The organism is Mycobacterium adipatum (assembly GCF_001644575.1).
Classification (GTDB): Bacteria; Actinomycetota; Actinomycetes; order Mycobacteriales; family Mycobacteriaceae; genus Mycobacterium; species Mycobacterium adipatum.
This window is the reverse complement of the sequence record NZ_CP015596.1, coordinates 893,229-908,900: the sequence shown is the minus strand read 5'-3', so window position 1 is coordinate 908,900 and position 15,672 is coordinate 893,229. Positions and strand designations below refer to the sequence as shown.

14 protein-coding genes and 1 pseudogene are annotated in these 15,672 nt (G+C 66.5%); 4 read left to right on the top strand and 11 right to left on the bottom strand.

The annotated features are described in order from the left end of the window. The first annotated feature begins 18 nt into the window (after positions 1 to 18). A complete protein-coding gene (locus tag A7U43_RS04185; protein ID WP_067991469.1) occupies positions 19 to 774 on the top strand; it encodes an alpha/beta hydrolase family protein in 756 nt (251 codons plus the stop codon). Here the strand turns inward: A7U43_RS04185 and A7U43_RS04180 are convergent. Beyond that, positions 740 to 2,095, bottom strand: coding sequence for an FAD-dependent oxidoreductase (locus tag A7U43_RS04180; RefSeq protein WP_067991465.1), 1,356 nt, complete (start codon positions 2,093 to 2,095; stop codon positions 740 to 742). The genes A7U43_RS04185 and A7U43_RS04180 overlap by 35 nt on opposite strands. Positions 2,096 to 2,205: 110 nt before the next feature. Between A7U43_RS04180 and ygiD the strand changes: the two genes are divergently transcribed. Further along, positions 2,206 to 2,961 (top strand): 4,5-DOPA-extradiol-dioxygenase, encoded by a 756-nt coding sequence (gene ygiD, locus A7U43_RS04175; protein ID WP_068001845.1) that lies wholly within the window; start codon positions 2,206 to 2,208, stop codon positions 2,959 to 2,961. On the opposite strand, the gene A7U43_RS04170 is transcribed toward ygiD, so the two are convergent. Genes A7U43_RS04170 through A7U43_RS04160 form a run of 3 tightly spaced genes read right to left on the bottom strand, consistent with a single transcriptional unit; the run spans position 2,949 to position 6,134 of the window. After that, positions 2,949 to 4,235 (bottom strand): helix-turn-helix domain-containing protein, encoded by a 1,287-nt coding sequence (locus tag A7U43_RS04170; RefSeq protein ID WP_067991463.1) that lies wholly within the window; start codon positions 4,233 to 4,235, stop codon positions 2,949 to 2,951. The two genes, ygiD and A7U43_RS04170, sit on opposite strands and share 13 nt — an antisense overlap. A 43-nt stretch (positions 4,236 to 4,278) precedes the next feature. Continuing rightward, positions 4,279 to 5,076: an acetoin reductase gene (locus tag A7U43_RS04165; protein WP_067991460.1), complete on the bottom strand. Its 798-nt coding sequence runs from the start codon at positions 5,074 to 5,076 to the stop codon at positions 4,279 to 4,281. A gap of 11 nt (positions 5,077 to 5,087) precedes the next feature. After that, positions 5,088 to 6,134, bottom strand: a complete 1,047-nt coding sequence (locus tag A7U43_RS04160) for a 2,3-butanediol dehydrogenase (protein ID WP_067991457.1) — start codon at positions 6,132 to 6,134, stop codon at positions 5,088 to 5,090. Between the two features lie 95 nt (positions 6,135 to 6,229). Here A7U43_RS04160 and A7U43_RS04155 point away from each other — a divergent pair, with 95 nt between their 5' ends. After that, the gene (locus A7U43_RS04155) at positions 6,230 to 8,080 is read left to right on the top strand and encodes a flavin-containing monooxygenase (RefSeq protein ID WP_067991455.1); all 1,851 of its coding nucleotides are present in this window, start codon (positions 6,230 to 6,232) and stop codon (positions 8,078 to 8,080) included. Between the two features lies 1 nt (position 8,081). Here A7U43_RS04155 and A7U43_RS04150 read toward each other — a convergent pair whose 3' ends face one another. Genes A7U43_RS04150 through A7U43_RS04130 form a run of 5 tightly spaced genes read right to left on the bottom strand, consistent with a single transcriptional unit; the run spans position 8,082 to position 12,775 of the window. Beyond that, positions 8,082 to 8,654, bottom strand: coding sequence for a hypothetical protein (locus A7U43_RS04150; protein ID WP_067991452.1), 573 nt, complete (start codon positions 8,652 to 8,654; stop codon positions 8,082 to 8,084). A 17-nt stretch (positions 8,655 to 8,671) separates the two neighbouring features. Continuing rightward, entirely contained in the window at positions 8,672 to 9,106 is a 435-nt protein-coding gene (locus tag A7U43_RS04145; protein WP_067991450.1) for a DUF5078 domain-containing protein, read from the bottom strand. A gap of 11 nt (positions 9,107 to 9,117) precedes the next feature. Further along, positions 9,118 to 9,444: a DUF732 domain-containing protein gene (locus A7U43_RS04140; protein ID WP_067991445.1), complete on the bottom strand. Its 327-nt coding sequence runs from the start codon at positions 9,442 to 9,444 to the stop codon at positions 9,118 to 9,120. Then, positions 9,441 to 12,347: an MMPL/RND family transporter gene (locus A7U43_RS04135; protein ID WP_067991442.1), complete on the bottom strand. Its 2,907-nt coding sequence runs from the start codon at positions 12,345 to 12,347 to the stop codon at positions 9,441 to 9,443. Before A7U43_RS04135 ends, A7U43_RS04140 begins: the two co-directional genes overlap by 4 nt. After that, positions 12,344 to 12,775 carry an MmpS family transport accessory protein gene (locus tag A7U43_RS04130; protein WP_067991439.1) on the bottom strand — a complete coding sequence of 144 codons (432 nt, stop codon included), beginning with the start codon at positions 12,773 to 12,775 and terminating at the stop codon, positions 12,344 to 12,346. Before A7U43_RS04130 ends, A7U43_RS04135 begins: the two co-directional genes overlap by 4 nt. Before the next feature lie 206 nt (positions 12,776 to 12,981). On the opposite strand from A7U43_RS04130, the gene A7U43_RS04125 reads away from it, so the two are divergent. Beyond that, positions 12,982 to 13,569 carry a TetR/AcrR family transcriptional regulator gene (locus A7U43_RS04125; RefSeq protein ID WP_067991436.1) on the top strand — a complete coding sequence of 196 codons (588 nt, stop codon included), beginning with the start codon at positions 12,982 to 12,984 and terminating at the stop codon, positions 13,567 to 13,569. On the opposite strand, the gene A7U43_RS04120 is transcribed toward A7U43_RS04125, so the two are convergent. Continuing rightward, positions 13,543 to 13,989, bottom strand: coding sequence for a hypothetical protein (locus tag A7U43_RS04120; RefSeq protein WP_335582837.1), 447 nt, complete (start codon positions 13,987 to 13,989; stop codon positions 13,543 to 13,545). The two genes, A7U43_RS04125 and A7U43_RS04120, sit on opposite strands and share 27 nt — an antisense overlap. Positions 13,990 to 14,157: 168 nt before the next feature. Continuing rightward, positions 14,158 to 15,653: pseudogene (locus A7U43_RS04115) on the bottom strand (potassium/proton antiporter). Positions 15,654 to 15,672 lie beyond the last annotated feature (19 nt).

The following is a 15,672-nucleotide window of genomic DNA, read 5'->3' as shown; positions in this document are numbered from 1 at the left end:
GCGTGGTAAACCTCGGGCATGGCTGAACGCGTCACATTTCCCAGCGCAACCGGTCCCGCGCTGGCCGGTCTGATCGACCTCCCCGAGGGCCCGGTGCGTGGTTGGGGCGTCTTCTCGCACGGCTTCACCCTCGGCAAGGACTCGCCGGCCGCGGCGCGCATCTGCAAGCAGCTCGCCGCCGATGGGATCGGCATGCTGCGTTTCGACGCGCTCGGCCTCGGCGGCTCCGAGGGTGACTGGGGTGACGGGTCGTTCACCTGCAAGGTCAACGATGTGATCGCCGCCTGCCAGTTCATGACCGCCCGCGGTACTCCCGCCGACCTGCTGGTGGGCCACTCGTGGGGCGGCGCGGCGGTGCTGGCCTGCGCGCGGGACTGCGCCGGGGTGCGCGCGGTGGTGACGGTGGGCGCACCGTTCGATCCGACCCATGTCGAGCACCAGTACGACGCCTGCCTGGATCAGGTGTTCGCCGAGGGCAGCGGGCAGTGGATGGTGGGCGGCCGGACCCTGACGCTCAAGCGAGCGTTCGTCGAGGACGTGCGGCGCGCCAAGCTGGACGACAAGATCAAGGGCCTCCGGCTTCCACTGTTGATCCTGCATTCGCCGACGGACAACACCGTGGGCATCGAGAACGCCAGCGAGATCTTCCGGACCGCGCGGCATCCGCGCAGTTTCGTCTCACTGGAGGGTTCGGAGCATCTGCTGACCGGGCCCGGTCAGGCCAAACGCGCCGGCCGCATCATCGGGGCATGGGCGGACGCCTACCTGCGCTGATCATCTCGTCGCGGGGCACCACCTTGACCCGGTCGCGGCCCTGCTCGGCGCCGAGGGCGACCTCGTGCGCGTCCAGGCGTTCCCACTCGGCCCAGGTGGTGTAGTCCACCCCGCTGCCCGCCAGGTGCGCCAGGATGGCGTCCGGGTCGCCGACCTCCGGTCCGGGGATATTGGGCAGGTCGGCCAACAGGCTGGCGATCGTCTCGGCCGCATCGGATTTGGTGTGCCCGATCAGTCCGATCGGACCGCGCTTGACCCATCCGGTGACGTAGGTGGCCTCGATCACCGTCCAGTCCGAGTCCAGCACCCGGCCTGCGTCGTTGGGCACCACTGCGGCGTGGTGGTCGAACGGCAGGTCGGCCAGGTGCGAGGACTGGTATCCGACCGCACGGTAGACGGCCTGCACCGGCCAGTCGGTGAATTCCCCTGTCCCCCTGACATTCCCGTCGCCCATCAGCTCGGTACGTTCGGTGCGCAACCCCGCGACGGCATCGGTGCCGAGCACGGCGACCGGCGACTGGCACAGGTGGATGTGGATTCGGTGCGCTGCGCCGGTGGGCTCGCGGTCCATGTACTTCATCATGGTGTCGACGACGAGCTTGATCGACTTGGTCGAGTTGATGGCCTTCTGGCTGGCCTCGTCGATCTCGAAACCTTCCGGATGCACGATGACGTCCACGCTCGGGGAGTGCGACAGCTCCCGGAACTCCATGGGCGAGAACTTGATCTGGGCCGGGCCCCGCCGGGCGAAGACGTGGATGTCGGTCGCCTTGTTCAACGCCAGCCCCCGGTAGACGTTGCCGGCGATCTCGGTGCCGAGTTGCTCATCGGCGGGTTTGGCCAGCATCCGGGCGATGTCGAGGGCGACGTTGCCGGCACCGAGCACGGCGACGTCGCGGGCTTCCAGCGGCCAGCTGCGCGGCGCATCGGGATGTCCGTCGTACCAGGACACGAAATCCGCGGCACCGTAGCTGCCGGGTAGGTCGATCCCGGGGATGTCCAGTGGCCGGTCGCGGCGCGCACCGGTGGAGAAGATCACGGCGTCGTAGTGGCGGCGCAGCTCGGTCAGCGTGAGGTCGGTGCCGTAGTGCACGTTGCCGATGAACCTGATCTCGGGACGGGACAACACCCGGCGCAACGCCTTGATGATCTCCTTGATCCGCGGATGGTCCGGCGCGACACCGTAGCGGACCAGCCCGTACGGCGCCGGCAGCCGATCGAACAGATCAACTCTGGCGGCCTCGTACTCGCTGGTCAGGATGTCCGAGGCATAGATGCCGGCGGGACCGGCCCCGATGACCGCAACCCGGATCTTTCGCATGAGAACCTCACTCCAACCGTAGGTAAGGTGACCCTAACTTGGTACGCGGGTGCCGCAAGACTTTCCCTCAGAGATCCCGATCACACGGGTAACGTGGACTCGTGAACGCCATGCCCGCGGCGTTCATCGGCCATGGCAGCCCGATGAATGCGATCGACGACAACCGCTATACCGCGGCGTGGCGCGCGTTCGGACGGTCGGCGCCACGGCCACGCGCCATTCTGGTGATCAGTGCGCACTGGTACATCAACGCCACCGCCGTCACCGCGATGGCACTGCCGCGCACCATCCACGACTTCTACGGCTTCCCGTCGGAGTTGTACGAGATCGACTATCCCGCACCGGGTCTACCGGAGCTCGTCGATGAGATCGCCGAGATCGTGGCGCCGACGTGGGTCGGCGCCGACCGGGACAGCTGGGGTATCGACCACGGCGCATGGTCGGTGTTGGTGCACGCCTTTCCCGACGCCGACATTCCGGTGGTGCAGCTGTCCATCAACGCCGAGCAGACCTTGGAGTACCACCTCGAGCTGGGCGCCCGGCTGGCGCCGCTTCGGCAACGCGGCATCCTGGTGCTCGGCAGCGGCAATATCGTGCACAATCTGCGCACGATGTCCGCGGAACGCCCCGACCGCGGCTTCGACTGGGCCACCCGATTCGACGATGCGGCGCGCGAGCTGCTCACCTCCGCGCCGGCCGACGTGCTCAAGCTGCGCGAACACCCCGACTTCGGTCTCGCCGTGCCGACCGCCGACCATTTCATCCCGCTGCTGTACGTCGCCGGACTGGCCGCGGACCGCCCCGCCGACGTACTGGTGCAGGGCTACACCTACGGATCGCTGTCGATGACGTCCTACACGCTCTGATCGCGGATCGCGCGGACCGCGGGCGCCGTCGACCCCGGCAACAACGAGCGCGGGTCGCTCGGCCTGCACACGTCCACCACCACGCCGTCGGCGAAGCGGTAGGGCTGGGCGGCGATCAGCCCGACGAGTTGTCGACGCAGCCGTGACACCTCGGCGCGCACGGTGACCACCCGGGAACGGTCGCCGTACAGATCGGCGGCCAGTTCCGGTGCACTGCGGCCCTCGGGGTGGGTGGCGAGCACCAGCAGGATCTCGGCGTGCCGCGGCGAGATGTCGCGCCGCCACGTGCCCGACTGCCCCGTCATGGACAGGCTCGGTGCACTGTGGGTGCGCAGATCCAGCGTCGCGCGCCCCACCGGGCCGTCGGCGGACATCTCCTCGACCGGGCGTACCAGCCAGCCACCCGACAGCGGCTCCAGCTCGCAGGCACCGAGCGCGGGAATCCATGCACGCCCGGAATTGACGTTCTGCGGCAACAGGATTCGGTTGTGCGGCGGCAGTGAATCCACCGCGGCCACCCACCCTTCGGGGTCGACCGCCAACGCCGGCGAACCCATCCGCGCCAGCATCGGCGCGGCCACTGCCCGCAACTGATTCAGCATGCGTTCGTGGGCCTCCCGCAGCCGGGATTCCGCCAGTCGGGCGACCAGATCCACCAGGGCGATGGTGGTGGGGTGCACCGTCGAGGCCGGCCCGGACACGTCGACGGCGCCGATGACGTGCCCGGTGCGTGGATCCCTGATCGGGGCACCCGCGCACGTCCAGGTGTGATGACTGCGCAGGAAATGCTCGGCGGAGAAGATCTGCACCGCACGCCGGGACACCAGGGCGGTGCCGATGGCATTGGTCCCCACGGCGGGCTCACCCCAGTTCGCGCCCTCCACAAAACCCAACCGGTCGGCCTGCGAAAGCACCCTGGGGGTACCGGAACGCCACAGCACCCGCCCCCGCGCATCGGCCACCACCAAGATGTTGCTGCCATCGGCGATCACCGACTCCAGGCCACGCGAGATGTCCTCGAGCACCGCGGCCAGGCCGGAGGACTGCCGCAGCAGATCCAGCCCGCTGCGGTCCACATCCGGCGGCGCGTGATGCTCCGGGTCGATCCCACTGCCCAGCAGCCGATTCCACGAGTCGGCGATCACCGGGCGCGGTCTCGCCGGGGCGCGGGAGCCGGCCATCGTGGCGTCATACACCTCGGACAGCAACATGGCGTATCGACGCGGGTCCTCACCGACGGCGACCGCGGGCTCGGGGATCGAGGAGCCGGCCATTGCCTCGATTGTGCTCCCCGTCACACGTGCTGTCACGTGCGGGTCACCGGTACACCATGCCCCCGTCGATCAGGCCCGCCTGTCCCGTCATGTAGTCCGCACCCGGACCCGCCAGGTAGGCGACGAACCCGGCTACATCCTCCGGCGTCTCCGGCCTGCCCAGTGCGATGGTCGAGGAGAACTTCTCGAACGTCTCCCCTTCGGCCGCACCGGTCAGTTCGGCGAACCGCTTGTCGATCTCGACCCACATGTCGGTGCCGACGACACCCGGGCAGTACGCATTCACGGTGATGCCGTCCGCGGCGTGCTCCTTGGCCGCCGCCTGGGTCAGCGCGCGGACCGCGAACTTGGTGGCACTGTATGGGCCCAGCATCGCGAACCCCTCGTGCCCAGCGATGGAGGAGGCGTTGATGATCTTGCCACGGGTCCCCAGCTGCCGGAACTTGGCAACCGCGGCCTGGATGCCCCACAGCACACCGTCGACGTTGACGGCCCACAGTGTGGACAGCTGTTCGGCAGTCACCTCGGCGATGGGTCCCACCAGGGCGATGCCGGCATTGTTCACCATGATGTCGAATCCGCCGAGTGCACTCGCCGCGTGATCGACGGCGGCGAAGACGGCGGCGCGGTCGGACACGTCAGCGACGAATACCGCGGATTTGGAACCGATTTCGGTGATCTCATCGCAGACCTGGGCGAGTGCACCGGCATCGGTGTCCACCAGCGCCAGGTCGGCACCCTGGCCGGCGAGTTCGTGGGCGATGCCGCGGCCGATACCGCGGCCCGCGCCGGTCACCAGGGCCACCTTGCCGAGCAATGGGGCGGGGATCGAGCGTGTCATGACTGGTCCTCTCAGTTGGCTGGATCGACCAGAACCTTCATTTTGGCTCCGGCATGCAGGGCCTCGAAGCCCTCGTCGACGACGTCATCGATGCCGATGGCGGTAACCCACCCGGTGGTGTCGTAGGCGCCGCGCGCCATCAGACCGATGACGGCTTCGAAATCTGCTGCGGTGTAACACAATGAGCCCTGGATCCGGGATTCGTTCATCACCAGATTGAGCAGTGGGGTGGTCAGCGGCTTCTCGTAGATCGCGACGCTCACCATGGCCTTTCGTGCACCGACGCAGGCCAGCGCGGTTTCCACCGCGGGGGCCACCCCGGCGGCGTCGTACACCGCACCGGCGCCCCGCCCGCCGGTGTGATCGGCAATGAAGGACGGCACGTCGATCGCCGCCGGATCGAGGGTGCGGGCACCCAGCGTCTCGATGGCGGCGCGGCGCGTGGCAGACGGCTCCACCACAAAGGTGTCCTCGATCCCCTTGCCGCGCAACGCAAACCACAAGCCGATTCCGATCGGTCCCGCACCGAACACCATGGCGGTGTCGCCGGGATGCGCATCGCCGAGCGTCGCCGCGTGGTAGGCCACCGACATCGGCTCGACCAAGGCGCCCAATTCCAGCGACACATTGTCGGGCAGCTTGTGCAGCATGTCGGTGGGTACCACGGTGTACTCGGCCATCCCGCCGTCGGACATCAAACCGTGAAAGCCGATCTGTGCGCAGATGTTGTAGTTGCCGGCCTGACAGGGCCCGCACCTGCCACAGCGGTAGATCGGTTCGATCGCCACCCGGTCGCCTTCGGCCCAGCCCCGGACGCCGGCGCCGAGCGCGGTGATGGTCCCGGAGAACTCGTGACCCATCACGACCGGCAGCTGCTGCCCGGTCAGCGGATGCGGTTCGGTCGGCACGAAGATCGGTCCGGCATAGTATTCGTGCAGGTCAGTGCCGCAGATGCCGTTGAACCCCACCCGCACCTTGACGGTGCCCGGCCCCGGTTCCGGCTCGGGTACCTCCGTCACGTCGACCTTGTTCGGCCCGTAGTACACAGCTGCTTTCATGCCCCAGTTGTATGTGAGCTGGCGCACAGCGCAAAAGAGTTGCAGGGGGTTGCAGGCCTTGCGCGGCCGTCGAACCCGGGTGTGTGCTGGCTCACATGACACAGATCGCTGATCTTCCCGTTGCCCCCGCCTCGCGCATCTCTGCCCAGGAACGTGCGGACGCCTGGCTCTCCGAGTTCGAGACGGCCCTGGCCACCCGCGATATCGCGCGGGTCACCGGCATGTTCGCCGTCGACAGCTTCTGGCGCGACCTGGTGTCGTTCACCTGGAATCTCAAGACGATGGAGGGCCGCGACGCCATCGGCGACATGTTGGAGAACCGACTGGCCGGCACGGACCCGTCGGGGTTCCGGACCCGCGAGCCCGCCACCGATGACGGTGACGGTGACGGTGTCGTCTCGGCGTTCATCGAGTTCGAGACCGCGGTGGGCCGCGGCACCGGGCACCTGCGCCTGAAAAGAAGCGACGACGGTGCGGACACCGCCTGGACACTGCTGACCGCGCTGCAGGAACTCAAGGGCCACGAGGAACGCAAAGGGCCGACGCGGGTGCTCGGCGCGGTGCACGGATCCGATCCGGACACCCGTTCGTGGGCGGAACGCAAGGCCGACGAAGATCGTGCTCTCGGCTACTCCGAACAACCCTACATCCTGGTGATCGGCGGCGGGCAGGGCGGAATCGCGTTGGGCGCCAGGCTACGTCAGCTCGGGGTGCCGGCCATCGTGGTCGACAAGCACGAACGCCCCGGCGATCAGTGGCGCAAGCGCTACAAGTCGCTGTGCCTGCACGACCCGGTCTGGTACGACCACCTGCCCTACCTGCCGTTCCCGCAGAACTGGCCGGTGTTCGCGCCGAAGGACAAGATCGGCGACTGGCTGGAGTTCTACACCAAGGTCATGGAGGTGCCCTACTGGTCCAAGACCACCTGCCTGTCCGCGGCCTTCGACGAGTCCGAGCAGCGCTGGACCGTCGAGGTGGACCGCGACGGTGAGCGGCTCACCCTGCACCCCACCCAGCTCGTGCTGGCCACCGGCATGTCCGGTAAGCCCAATGTGCCGACGTTCCCCGGCCAGGACGTATTCGCCGGGGACCAACACCATTCCAGCCACCACCCCGGGCCGGATCAGTACGTCGGCAAGCGCGCCGTGGTCATCGGATCCAACAACTCCGCTCATGACATCTGCAAGGCGCTGGTGGAGAACGGCGTCGACGTGACGATGGTGCAGCGCTCATCGACGCACATCGTCAAATCGGACTCGCTGATGGATCTCGGGCTCGGCGACCTCTATTCCGAGCGGGCGCTGGCCGCCGGAATGACCACCGAAAAGGCGGATCTGACGTTCGCCTCACTGCCCTACCGGATCATGCACCAGTTCCAGATTCCGATCTATGACGCAATCCGGGAGCGGGACAAGGACTTTTACGATCGACTCGAGGCCGCCGGTTTCGACCTGGACTGGGGCGGCGACGGTTCCGGGTTGTTCATGAAGTACCTGCGCCGCGGATCCGGCTATTACATCGACGTCGGTGCCTGCGATCTGATCGCCGATGGGAGCATCAAGCTCGCACACGGGGATGTGTCGCACCTGACCGCGGACGCCGTGGTGCTGGCCGACGGCACCGAGTTGCCCGCCGATGTGGTGGTGTACGCCACCGGGTTCGGCTCGATGAACGGTTGGGCCGCCGACCTCATCGGCCAGGACGTCGCCGACCGGGTGGGCAAGGTCTGGGGCCTGGGCAGCGACACCACCAAGGACCCCGGGCCGTGGGAGGGCGAGCAGCGCAACATGTGGAAGCCCACCCGCCAACCCAACCTGTGGTTCCACGGCGGGAATCTCCACCAGTCGCGGCACTATTCGCTGTACCTGGCGCTGCAGTTGAAGGCCCGCCACCTCGGATTGCCGACGCCGGTGTACGGGCTGCAGGAGGTGCACCACCTGTCCTGAGTCAGCATCCACCGTCGACGGTGCGGTCCGGGCGGCCGGCACCGTCGACGGCGATGTCGACGACGCCACTGGACAACGTGACCCGCAGGGTGCGCGGTCCGGTCCAGTCGATACCGTTGAGCGACAGCACATCCGCGTTGACGCAGCCGAGGTCGTACTCCCGGGAGAGCAAGCCGTCGCGGGTGTGTAATCGCAGTTCCCACAGCGGGTCCGGGGCCATGGAGGCACTGCCGCCGTAGACCACCAGTTCCAACGAGCCGTCGGCGGATTCCAGGCGTGACTCGGTGGTCAGGTCGGGTGCAAACGCCGAAGCGAACCAGCCCAGGAAGCCGATCGCGGCGGCACCGGCGGTGCAGACCGCCACGCCGAGCCAACGCGCCACCGGCCTGCGCAGCCCTAGGCCGCAGGCCAGCGCCAGCGCGAGGCCACCGGTGACCCCGAACAGCAACGGGTGGAACAGATACGGGCGCAGCAGGTAGAAGCGGTACGCCACGAATCCGCCGATCGCCGCTGCGCACAGGAGTGCGCCTACCAGGGTCAGTGCGGTGGCCGCGGTGCTCCGATGCTTGTGCACCGGGTCAATCTATAGCGTCACCAGACCCAGACGGACATGTCGTCGGGTGGGTAGTTCATGCAGACCGCGGTGGAGTGGGCGACGACGCCCTTGTTGTTGAAGAAGATCTTGGCCCAGTTGGGCCAGTTCCAGGCCAGCTGTTCGTAGAAGGCGTTGGTGGCGGTGTCTTCGGAGTATTGGCGCCGCCCGGCGTAGTCCATGGAGAAGAACCAGTGGATGCGGTCCTGCACGGCGCGGTGCACCTCGGGGGACTTGTTGTTGTAGTCGATCATGTAGCGCTCGTAGTAGACCGGGTCGGTATCGCGGGTGGCGGCCAGGATCTGCTCGGCGGTGCACGGGGTGTGCAGGATCTTGCGCGGGATGGGGTAGTCCTCGGTGGCATCGGCGCCGGCGACCGGGGCCAGGGTGAGTGCGGCGGCGGCCGCGAGTCCGGCCAGTGTGAGCTTTTTCATGGGTGCTCCTTCTACTGGGTGAGCAGGACGCGTTTGTCGGGGCAGTAGTAGTTCATTGCCGCGCCGAGGAATTGGTAGGCCTGTTCGGTGCTGGAGCCGCGCAGCAGCTGATCGGAGACGAACTTCGCCGAGTCCTGGGCGGTGACGTCGACGCCGCGGTCCAGGCGTTTGCAGGCGATCTTGCCGATCCAGGCGTTGAAGTCCTTCTGCCCGTAGATCCCGTAGGTGTGTAGCTCCCTGGCGAAATCACTGTCCGGGTCCGCGTGAGCGGGAGTCGCGAACGTGAGCGCGGCCGCACTGGCGATCAGCACGGCGGTCCAGGTCTTCTTCACCATCATGAACTCGTTTCCTGGGAGGGGCCGCCGGCCGGGACCGGTTCCGGCTTGGGCCACGGCACCGGCACCGGTCGTTTGCGCACCGTGGTCGGCCACCAGAACCATTTACCCAACAGCGCCGCGATGGACGGTGTCATGAACGCCCGGATCACCAACGTGTCGAACAGCAGACCCAGACCGATCGTGGTGCCCACCTGTCCGATCACCGTCAACTCACTGACCGCCATCGAGATCATCGTGAACGCGAACACCAGACCCGCGGCGGTGACCACCGAACCGCTGCCGCCCATCGCGCGGATGATGCCGGTGTTCAGGCCGGCGTGTATCTCTTCTTTCAGTCGCGCGACCAGCAGCAGGTTGTAGTCCGCGCCGACGGCCAGCAGGATGATCACCGCCATCGGCAACACCATCCAGTGCAGCGGGATCCCGATCAGGTGCTGCCAGATGAGCACCGAGATTCCGAACGCCGAACCAAGCGAGATCGTGACCGTGCCGACGATGACCGCGGCCGCCACCACGCTTCGGGTGATGATCAGCATGATGATGAAAATCAGCCCGATGGAGGCGATTCCGGCGATGATCAGATCCCAGTTCGCGCCGTCCTGCATGTCCTTGAAGGTGGCCGCGGTACCACCGAGGTAGATCTTCGAACCTTCCAGCGGGGTGCCCTTGATGGCTTCCTTGGCGGCCTGCTTGATCGCGTCGATGCGCTGGATGCCCTCCGGGCTCAACGGATCTCCGTCATGGCTGATGATGAATCGGACGGCGTGCCCGTTGGGGGACAGGAAGTTCTTCATCCCGCGCTTGAAGTCTTCGTTCTCGAAGGTCTCCGGCGGCAGGTAGAAGGAATCGTCGTTCTGCGCGGCGTCGAAGGCCTCACCCATGGCCGACGAGTTGTCCTGCATCGCCGACATCTGATCCTGGATGCCCTTCTGGGTCTGATACATGGTCAGCATGTAGGTGCGCATGTTCTTCATCGTCGCGATCATCGACGGCATCAATGCCACCATCTGCGGCATCAACGCGTTGAGCCGCTCCATGTCCGGGATGATGTCCTGAATGCCGTCGGTCATGACGTCGATACCGTCGAGGGTGTCGAAGATGGAGCGCAGCGCCCAGCAGCCGGGAATGTTGAAGCAGTGCGGTTCCCAGTAGAAGTAGTTGCGGATCGGCCGGAAGAAATCGTCGAAATTGCTGATGTTGTCCCGCAATTCGGCGATATCGAGAGTCATCGCCTTCATCTTGGTGACCATGGAATTCGTCACCGCGGCCATCTGTACGGTGATGGCGCTCATCTTTTCCATGTTGGTGATGGTCGTCAGCATGTCGTCGGCCTGCTTGAGCATGTTGGCCATCATGTCCTGCTGGTACTTCTCGTTCATTTTCTGCGTGGTGCCCTGCATGCTGATCTGGAACGGGATCGAGGTGTGCTCGATCGGGGTCCCCTGCGGGCGGGTGATCGCCTGCACGCGGCCCACACCTTCGGTCCGGAAGATCGCCTTGGCGATCTTGTCGATCACCAGGAAGTCCGCGGAGTTGCGCAGATCGTGATCGCTTTCCACCAGCAGCAGTTCCGGGTTCATCCGGGCCTGAGAGAAATGCCGGTCCGCGGCCGCGTAGCCCTCGTTCGCCGGCAGGTCCGCGGGCAGATACTCGCGGTCGTTGTAGTTCGTGTGATACCCGGGCAGGGCCAGCAGACCGACCATGGTGATGGCGATGGTGCTGACCAGGATGGGGCCGGGCCAGCGGACGACGGCCGCCCCGAGCTTGCGCCAGCCGCGGGTCCGCATGGCGCGCTTGGGCTCCAGGACCTTCCCGAACCGGGTGACCACGGAGATGATGGCCGGGCCCATGGTCAGCGCGACGAGCACCACGACGGTCATGCCGACGGCCAGTGGGATGCCCAGGGTCACGAAGTACGGCATGTTCGTGAAGTGCAGGCAGAACGTGGCGCCGGCGATGGTCAGACCCGAGCCGAGTACGACGTGCGCGGTGCCGTGGAACATGGTGTAGTACGCGGATTCCCGGTCTTCACCGTCGCCACGTGCCTCTTGATATCGGCCCAGCAGGAAGATCGCGTAGTCGGTGGAGGCGGCGATGGCCAAGGTCACCAGCAGACTGGTGGCGAATGTCGAGAGACCGATGATCTCGTGATAGCCCAGGAAGGCCACCACGCCGCGGGCGGCCAGCAGGGAGAACATCACCATGACGATGGTGACGAGCATGGTGATGAACGACCGGTAGATGAGGAGCAGCATCACGATGATGACGGTGAATGTCAGCGCCTCGATCATCCGCATACTGCGGTCACCGGCGATCTGCTGATCCGCTTGCAGCGCAGCGGGTCCGGTGACATAGACCTTCAGGCCGGGCGGCGCCTGCATGCCGTAGACGATGTCCTGGACGGCCTCGATGGACTCGTTGGCCAGCGCCTCGCCCTGGTTACCCGCGGTGTAGACCTGCACGTAGGTGGACTGCCCGTCGGCGCTCTGCGCACCGGACGCGGTCAGTGGATCACCCCAGAAATCCTGGATGTGCTGGACGTGGATCGGATCGGTCTCCAGCTTGGCGATCATCGCCTTGTAGAAGTCGCGGTCGGCTTCGTCGAGTTTGTGATCGGCTTCCAGCACGATCATGATCGAGCTGTCGGAGGTGAACTCCTCGAAGACGGTGCCGACCCGCTTGGTGGCGATCACCGATGGCGCGTTCGACGGGCTCATGGAGACCGAGCGCATCTGCCCGACCTCTTCGAGCTGGGGCACCGAGACGTTGAGGAATCCGATGATCACGACCCAGCCGATGATGATCGGCAGAGCCAGTGTGCGCACCCACTTGGCGATGCCGCCGCGGTGCTGGGGTTCGGCGACCGGGATCGCGTCGGTGCGCGGCTCGCTGCGCTCGCTCATGCGCTCTTGACCAAGCAGTAGGTGTGGGCGCCGACGCCGTTGACGGTGCGTTCGTCCTTCACCTCGTCATCGACGGTGATCCGGCACGACAACGTGCTGCCATCACCTTGACCCGAGATGGTCGGGAACACCGAGGGCGCGGTGGTACTCAGCGTGATCTCCCACGGCAGGGTCACATTGTCGGCGCGCACCGGACGGGCATCGAGATCCATGTAGTTGACGTTGGCCGTGGCGCCGGGCTCACCCCACACCTCGTACTTGACGACCTTCGGGTCGAACGGCTCGGTGTCATCGGAGGCGCTGTTCTCCGTCGAGATGTACCCGGGACCGGTTCCAAAAAAGGTCCGCACCCGCATCACGGTGAACGTCGCGACCAGCACCACCGCCACGATGACCAGAGGGATCCAGATCCGCTTGAGCACGTTCACCGCTTGGACGCCATATCGCTTGTTTGGCCTTTCACATAGCCCCGCTAACCGACTGCGGTCAGGTTAGCCATACGGCTAAGCTAGTACAAGTCGTACGGCTAGAAAATGTGACGCGGGCAACTTACCGGCCGCATTGCAGCCCCGGACATGTCACAGTGTCCGGGATGTCATGCGGTGATGACAACGGTGGGAAAGGAACGGAGACGATGGCCAAGCCGGTATCGCAGCGCGGGTTCGCGCGCGAACGGGTGATCGAGGCCGCGTTGTCCCTGTTCGCCGAACGCGGCGTCAACGGCACCTCCCTGCAGATGATCGCCGACCACCTCGGTGTCCGGAAGGCCGCGATCTACTACCAGTTCCACACCAAGGACGACATCGTGCTGGCGGTGTTGGGCCCGGTCTTCGACGATATGGCGCGGCTGGTGCGCATCGCGGAGTCCATCTCGTCCCCCGATTCCCGCCGCGACGCCACCATCAGCGGTTTCGTCGAACTCGCCGTGCGCCATCGCCGCATCGGCTCGTTGTTCTACGGCGATCCGGCGGTCATCGCGCTGGTGCAAGCGCATCAGGAGTTCGAGGAGATCGCCGACAACCTGCGCGAACTGCTCGTCGGCGGGACGCACGATATCGGGACCCGGGTCGCCATCGCGATGATCACCGCGGGGGTGTTCGGCAGCACGGCCGAACCACACCTGCAGGACGTCTCCGACGCCGACCTGCACCGGGTGTTGCTCGACTGCGCCCAGAGCCTGCTGCGGTCGCCGCGATCAGCCGCCGCCCACCTCGGCGGGTAGCGGAGGCGGCAGCGGCGTCGTGGATGTGGGCGTCGTGGATGTGGTCGTCGGTGTGGTCGTCGTGGCCGGGGTGGACGTCACCCCGGTCGACGACTCGTGCACGTCGATCAGCTCCTCCTCACGCACGACGTCATCGCCGACGCTGACCACCAGTGAATCCGGGGTCACGGTGTAGGACTGGCCGTCGTTGAAGGCCACATAGCCATCGCCGGACGGGGTGGCCGGCAGCACCAACCGCGCCCCGTCACGCACCCGGACTCCGCGGTACTGGTAGCTGCCGTCGGCCTGTTCGCAGATCGCCACCCGCGATGTCTCGGTACTTCCGAAGATGACGGCGGTGGCCGGGGACGCGCAGCGCGCGGTGGATTCCAGGTAGCCCTGGCTGTCGGATTCCGGCGCGGCGTCCGCGGAGGCGGACATCACGAGCACGGTGGCGCCCGCCGCGGCGGCCACGGCCAGACCGACCACCAGGCGGCGCGACGGGTGGGCGGTGGGAGATCCGGGGGAAGACATCGGTTCCAGCTGAACACGAGCAGCCGCGTTCTGCCACCGGTGATGCCGACCCACAACGAAATCGTTAGCTCCCCGCTATTCCGGGTCGCCGTATTCGTCGAACCAATAGGCCAGTTTTCCCGCCGGCTGACGGCGCGCAGCCGCGCCTCGGCGGCGGCCCGCATCGTGCTGGTGGTGACGATCAGCAATTCGTCGCCGGTGGCCAGCCGGGTATCGGGCAGCGGAACGAAGGTGTGCCCGTCCCGAATGATCAGGGTGATCACCGCGGGGTCCGGCAGCCGGAGCTCCACGATGGTCACGTTGTGCAGGCGGGAGTGGGGCTGCACCTTCATGGTGAGCAGTTCGGCGTCGAGCACATCCAGCGGAGCGGCCTCCACCTGGATCTCGCGGGTGGCCTCACGGCCGGTCAGTCTCAGCAGCCTCGCCATCCGGCGCAGGCTCGGCGCTTGGATCAGCGTGAAGATGACGACCAAGATGAAGACGATATTGAGCAGTCGCGAGCTGCCCGACACCCCGGCGACGATCGGAAACGTCGCCAGCACGATGGGGACGGCGCCACGCAGGCCGGCCCAGGACAGGAAGAGCTGCTCGCGCAACGCGATACCGAACCCGACCAGAGAAGCCGCCACCGAGACCGGCCGGGCCACGAGCAACAGCACCAGCCCGATGACGATGGCCGGCACGATGTCACCGGCCAGTTCACTCGGATCGACGAGCAGACCGAGCAGGACGAACAGACCGATCTGGGCCAGCCAACCGAGTCCTTCGGCGAATGATCGGGTCGTCGACCGATGCGGCAGACCGGAATTGGCCAGCACCACCGCGGCCAGGTAGGCGGCCAGGAACCCGCTGCCGTGCACGCTGCCCGCGGTGGCGAAGGCCACCACCCCCAGCCCGAAGGTCGCGATGGGGTATAGCCCGGATGCCGGCAGCGCGATGCTGCGCAGGGTGAGCGCCCCGAGAAACCCCACGGCCAAACCGATCACGGCACCGACCGCCAACTCCACGACGATCTCGGTCACCGCACCGGCCGGTTCGAACACAAAGGGCACCGCGCTGAACATCAACACCAGAATCACCGCGGGTGCGTCGTTGAAGCCGGACTCGGCTTCCAACAGGCCCGCCAGGCGCCGGGGCAGCGGCAGCACCCGCAGGACCGAGAACACCGCCGCCGCGTCGGTCGAGGACACGATCGCACCGAGCAGCAGTGACAGCTGCCAGTCGAAGCCGAGCAGGAAGTGCGCACCGGCAGCGGTGACCAGCGTGCTCACCACCACGCCGACGGTTGCCAGCGCCGCGGCCGGCGCGAGCACCTTGCGGATATCGGAGAACCGGGTGGTCAATCCGCCTTCGACCAGGATCACGGCCAGTGCGGCGGTGCACACGTTCCGGGCTACCTCGACGCTGTCGAAGTCCAGGCCCAACCCGTCCTCGCCGAGCACCACGCCGACCAGCAGGAAGAACAACAGCGCCGGAAACCCGACCCGGGTTGCCACTCGGGTACCGACGATGCTCGCGAGCAGCACGAGGCCACCGATCAGCATCGCCAGGTACAGCTGGTGCAAGGTCATGGGATTAAGTCAAGATAGC

Excerpts from the sequence above, each read along its gene's own strand:
- A7U43_RS04135 (WP_067991442.1), bottom strand. The coding sequence starts at position 12,347 with ATGAGCGAGCGCAGCGAGCCGCGCACCGACGCGATCCCGGTCGCCGAA.
- A7U43_RS04185 (WP_067991469.1), top strand. The coding sequence starts at position 19 with ATGGCTGAACGCGTCACATTTCCCAGCGCAACCGGTCCCGCGCTGGCC.
- A7U43_RS04180 (WP_067991465.1), bottom strand. The coding sequence starts at position 2,095 with ATGCGAAAGATCCGGGTTGCGGTCATCGGGGCCGGTCCCGCCGGCATC.
- A7U43_RS04170 (WP_067991463.1), bottom strand. The coding sequence starts at position 4,235 with ATGGCCGGCTCCTCGATCCCCGAGCCCGCGGTCGCCGTCGGTGAGGAC.
- A7U43_RS04120 (WP_335582837.1), bottom strand. The coding sequence starts at position 13,989 with ATGTCCGCCTCCGCGGACGCCGCGCCGGAATCCGACAGCCAGGGCTAC.
- A7U43_RS04165 (WP_067991460.1), bottom strand. The coding sequence starts at position 5,076 with ATGACACGCTCGATCCCCGCCCCATTGCTCGGCAAGGTGGCCCTGGTG.
- A7U43_RS04160 (WP_067991457.1), bottom strand. The coding sequence starts at position 6,134 with ATGAAAGCAGCTGTGTACTACGGGCCGAACAAGGTCGACGTGACGGAG.
- ygiD (WP_068001845.1), top strand. The coding sequence starts at position 2,206 with ATGCCCGCGGCGTTCATCGGCCATGGCAGCCCGATGAATGCGATCGAC.
- A7U43_RS04125 (WP_067991436.1), top strand. The coding sequence starts at position 12,982 with ATGGCCAAGCCGGTATCGCAGCGCGGGTTCGCGCGCGAACGGGTGATC.
- A7U43_RS04145 (WP_067991450.1), bottom strand. The coding sequence starts at position 9,106 with ATGAAAAAGCTCACACTGGCCGGACTCGCGGCCGCCGCCGCACTCACC.
- A7U43_RS04155 (WP_067991455.1), top strand. The coding sequence starts at position 6,230 with ATGACACAGATCGCTGATCTTCCCGTTGCCCCCGCCTCGCGCATCTCT.
- A7U43_RS04140 (WP_067991445.1), bottom strand. The coding sequence starts at position 9,444 with ATGATGGTGAAGAAGACCTGGACCGCCGTGCTGATCGCCAGTGCGGCC.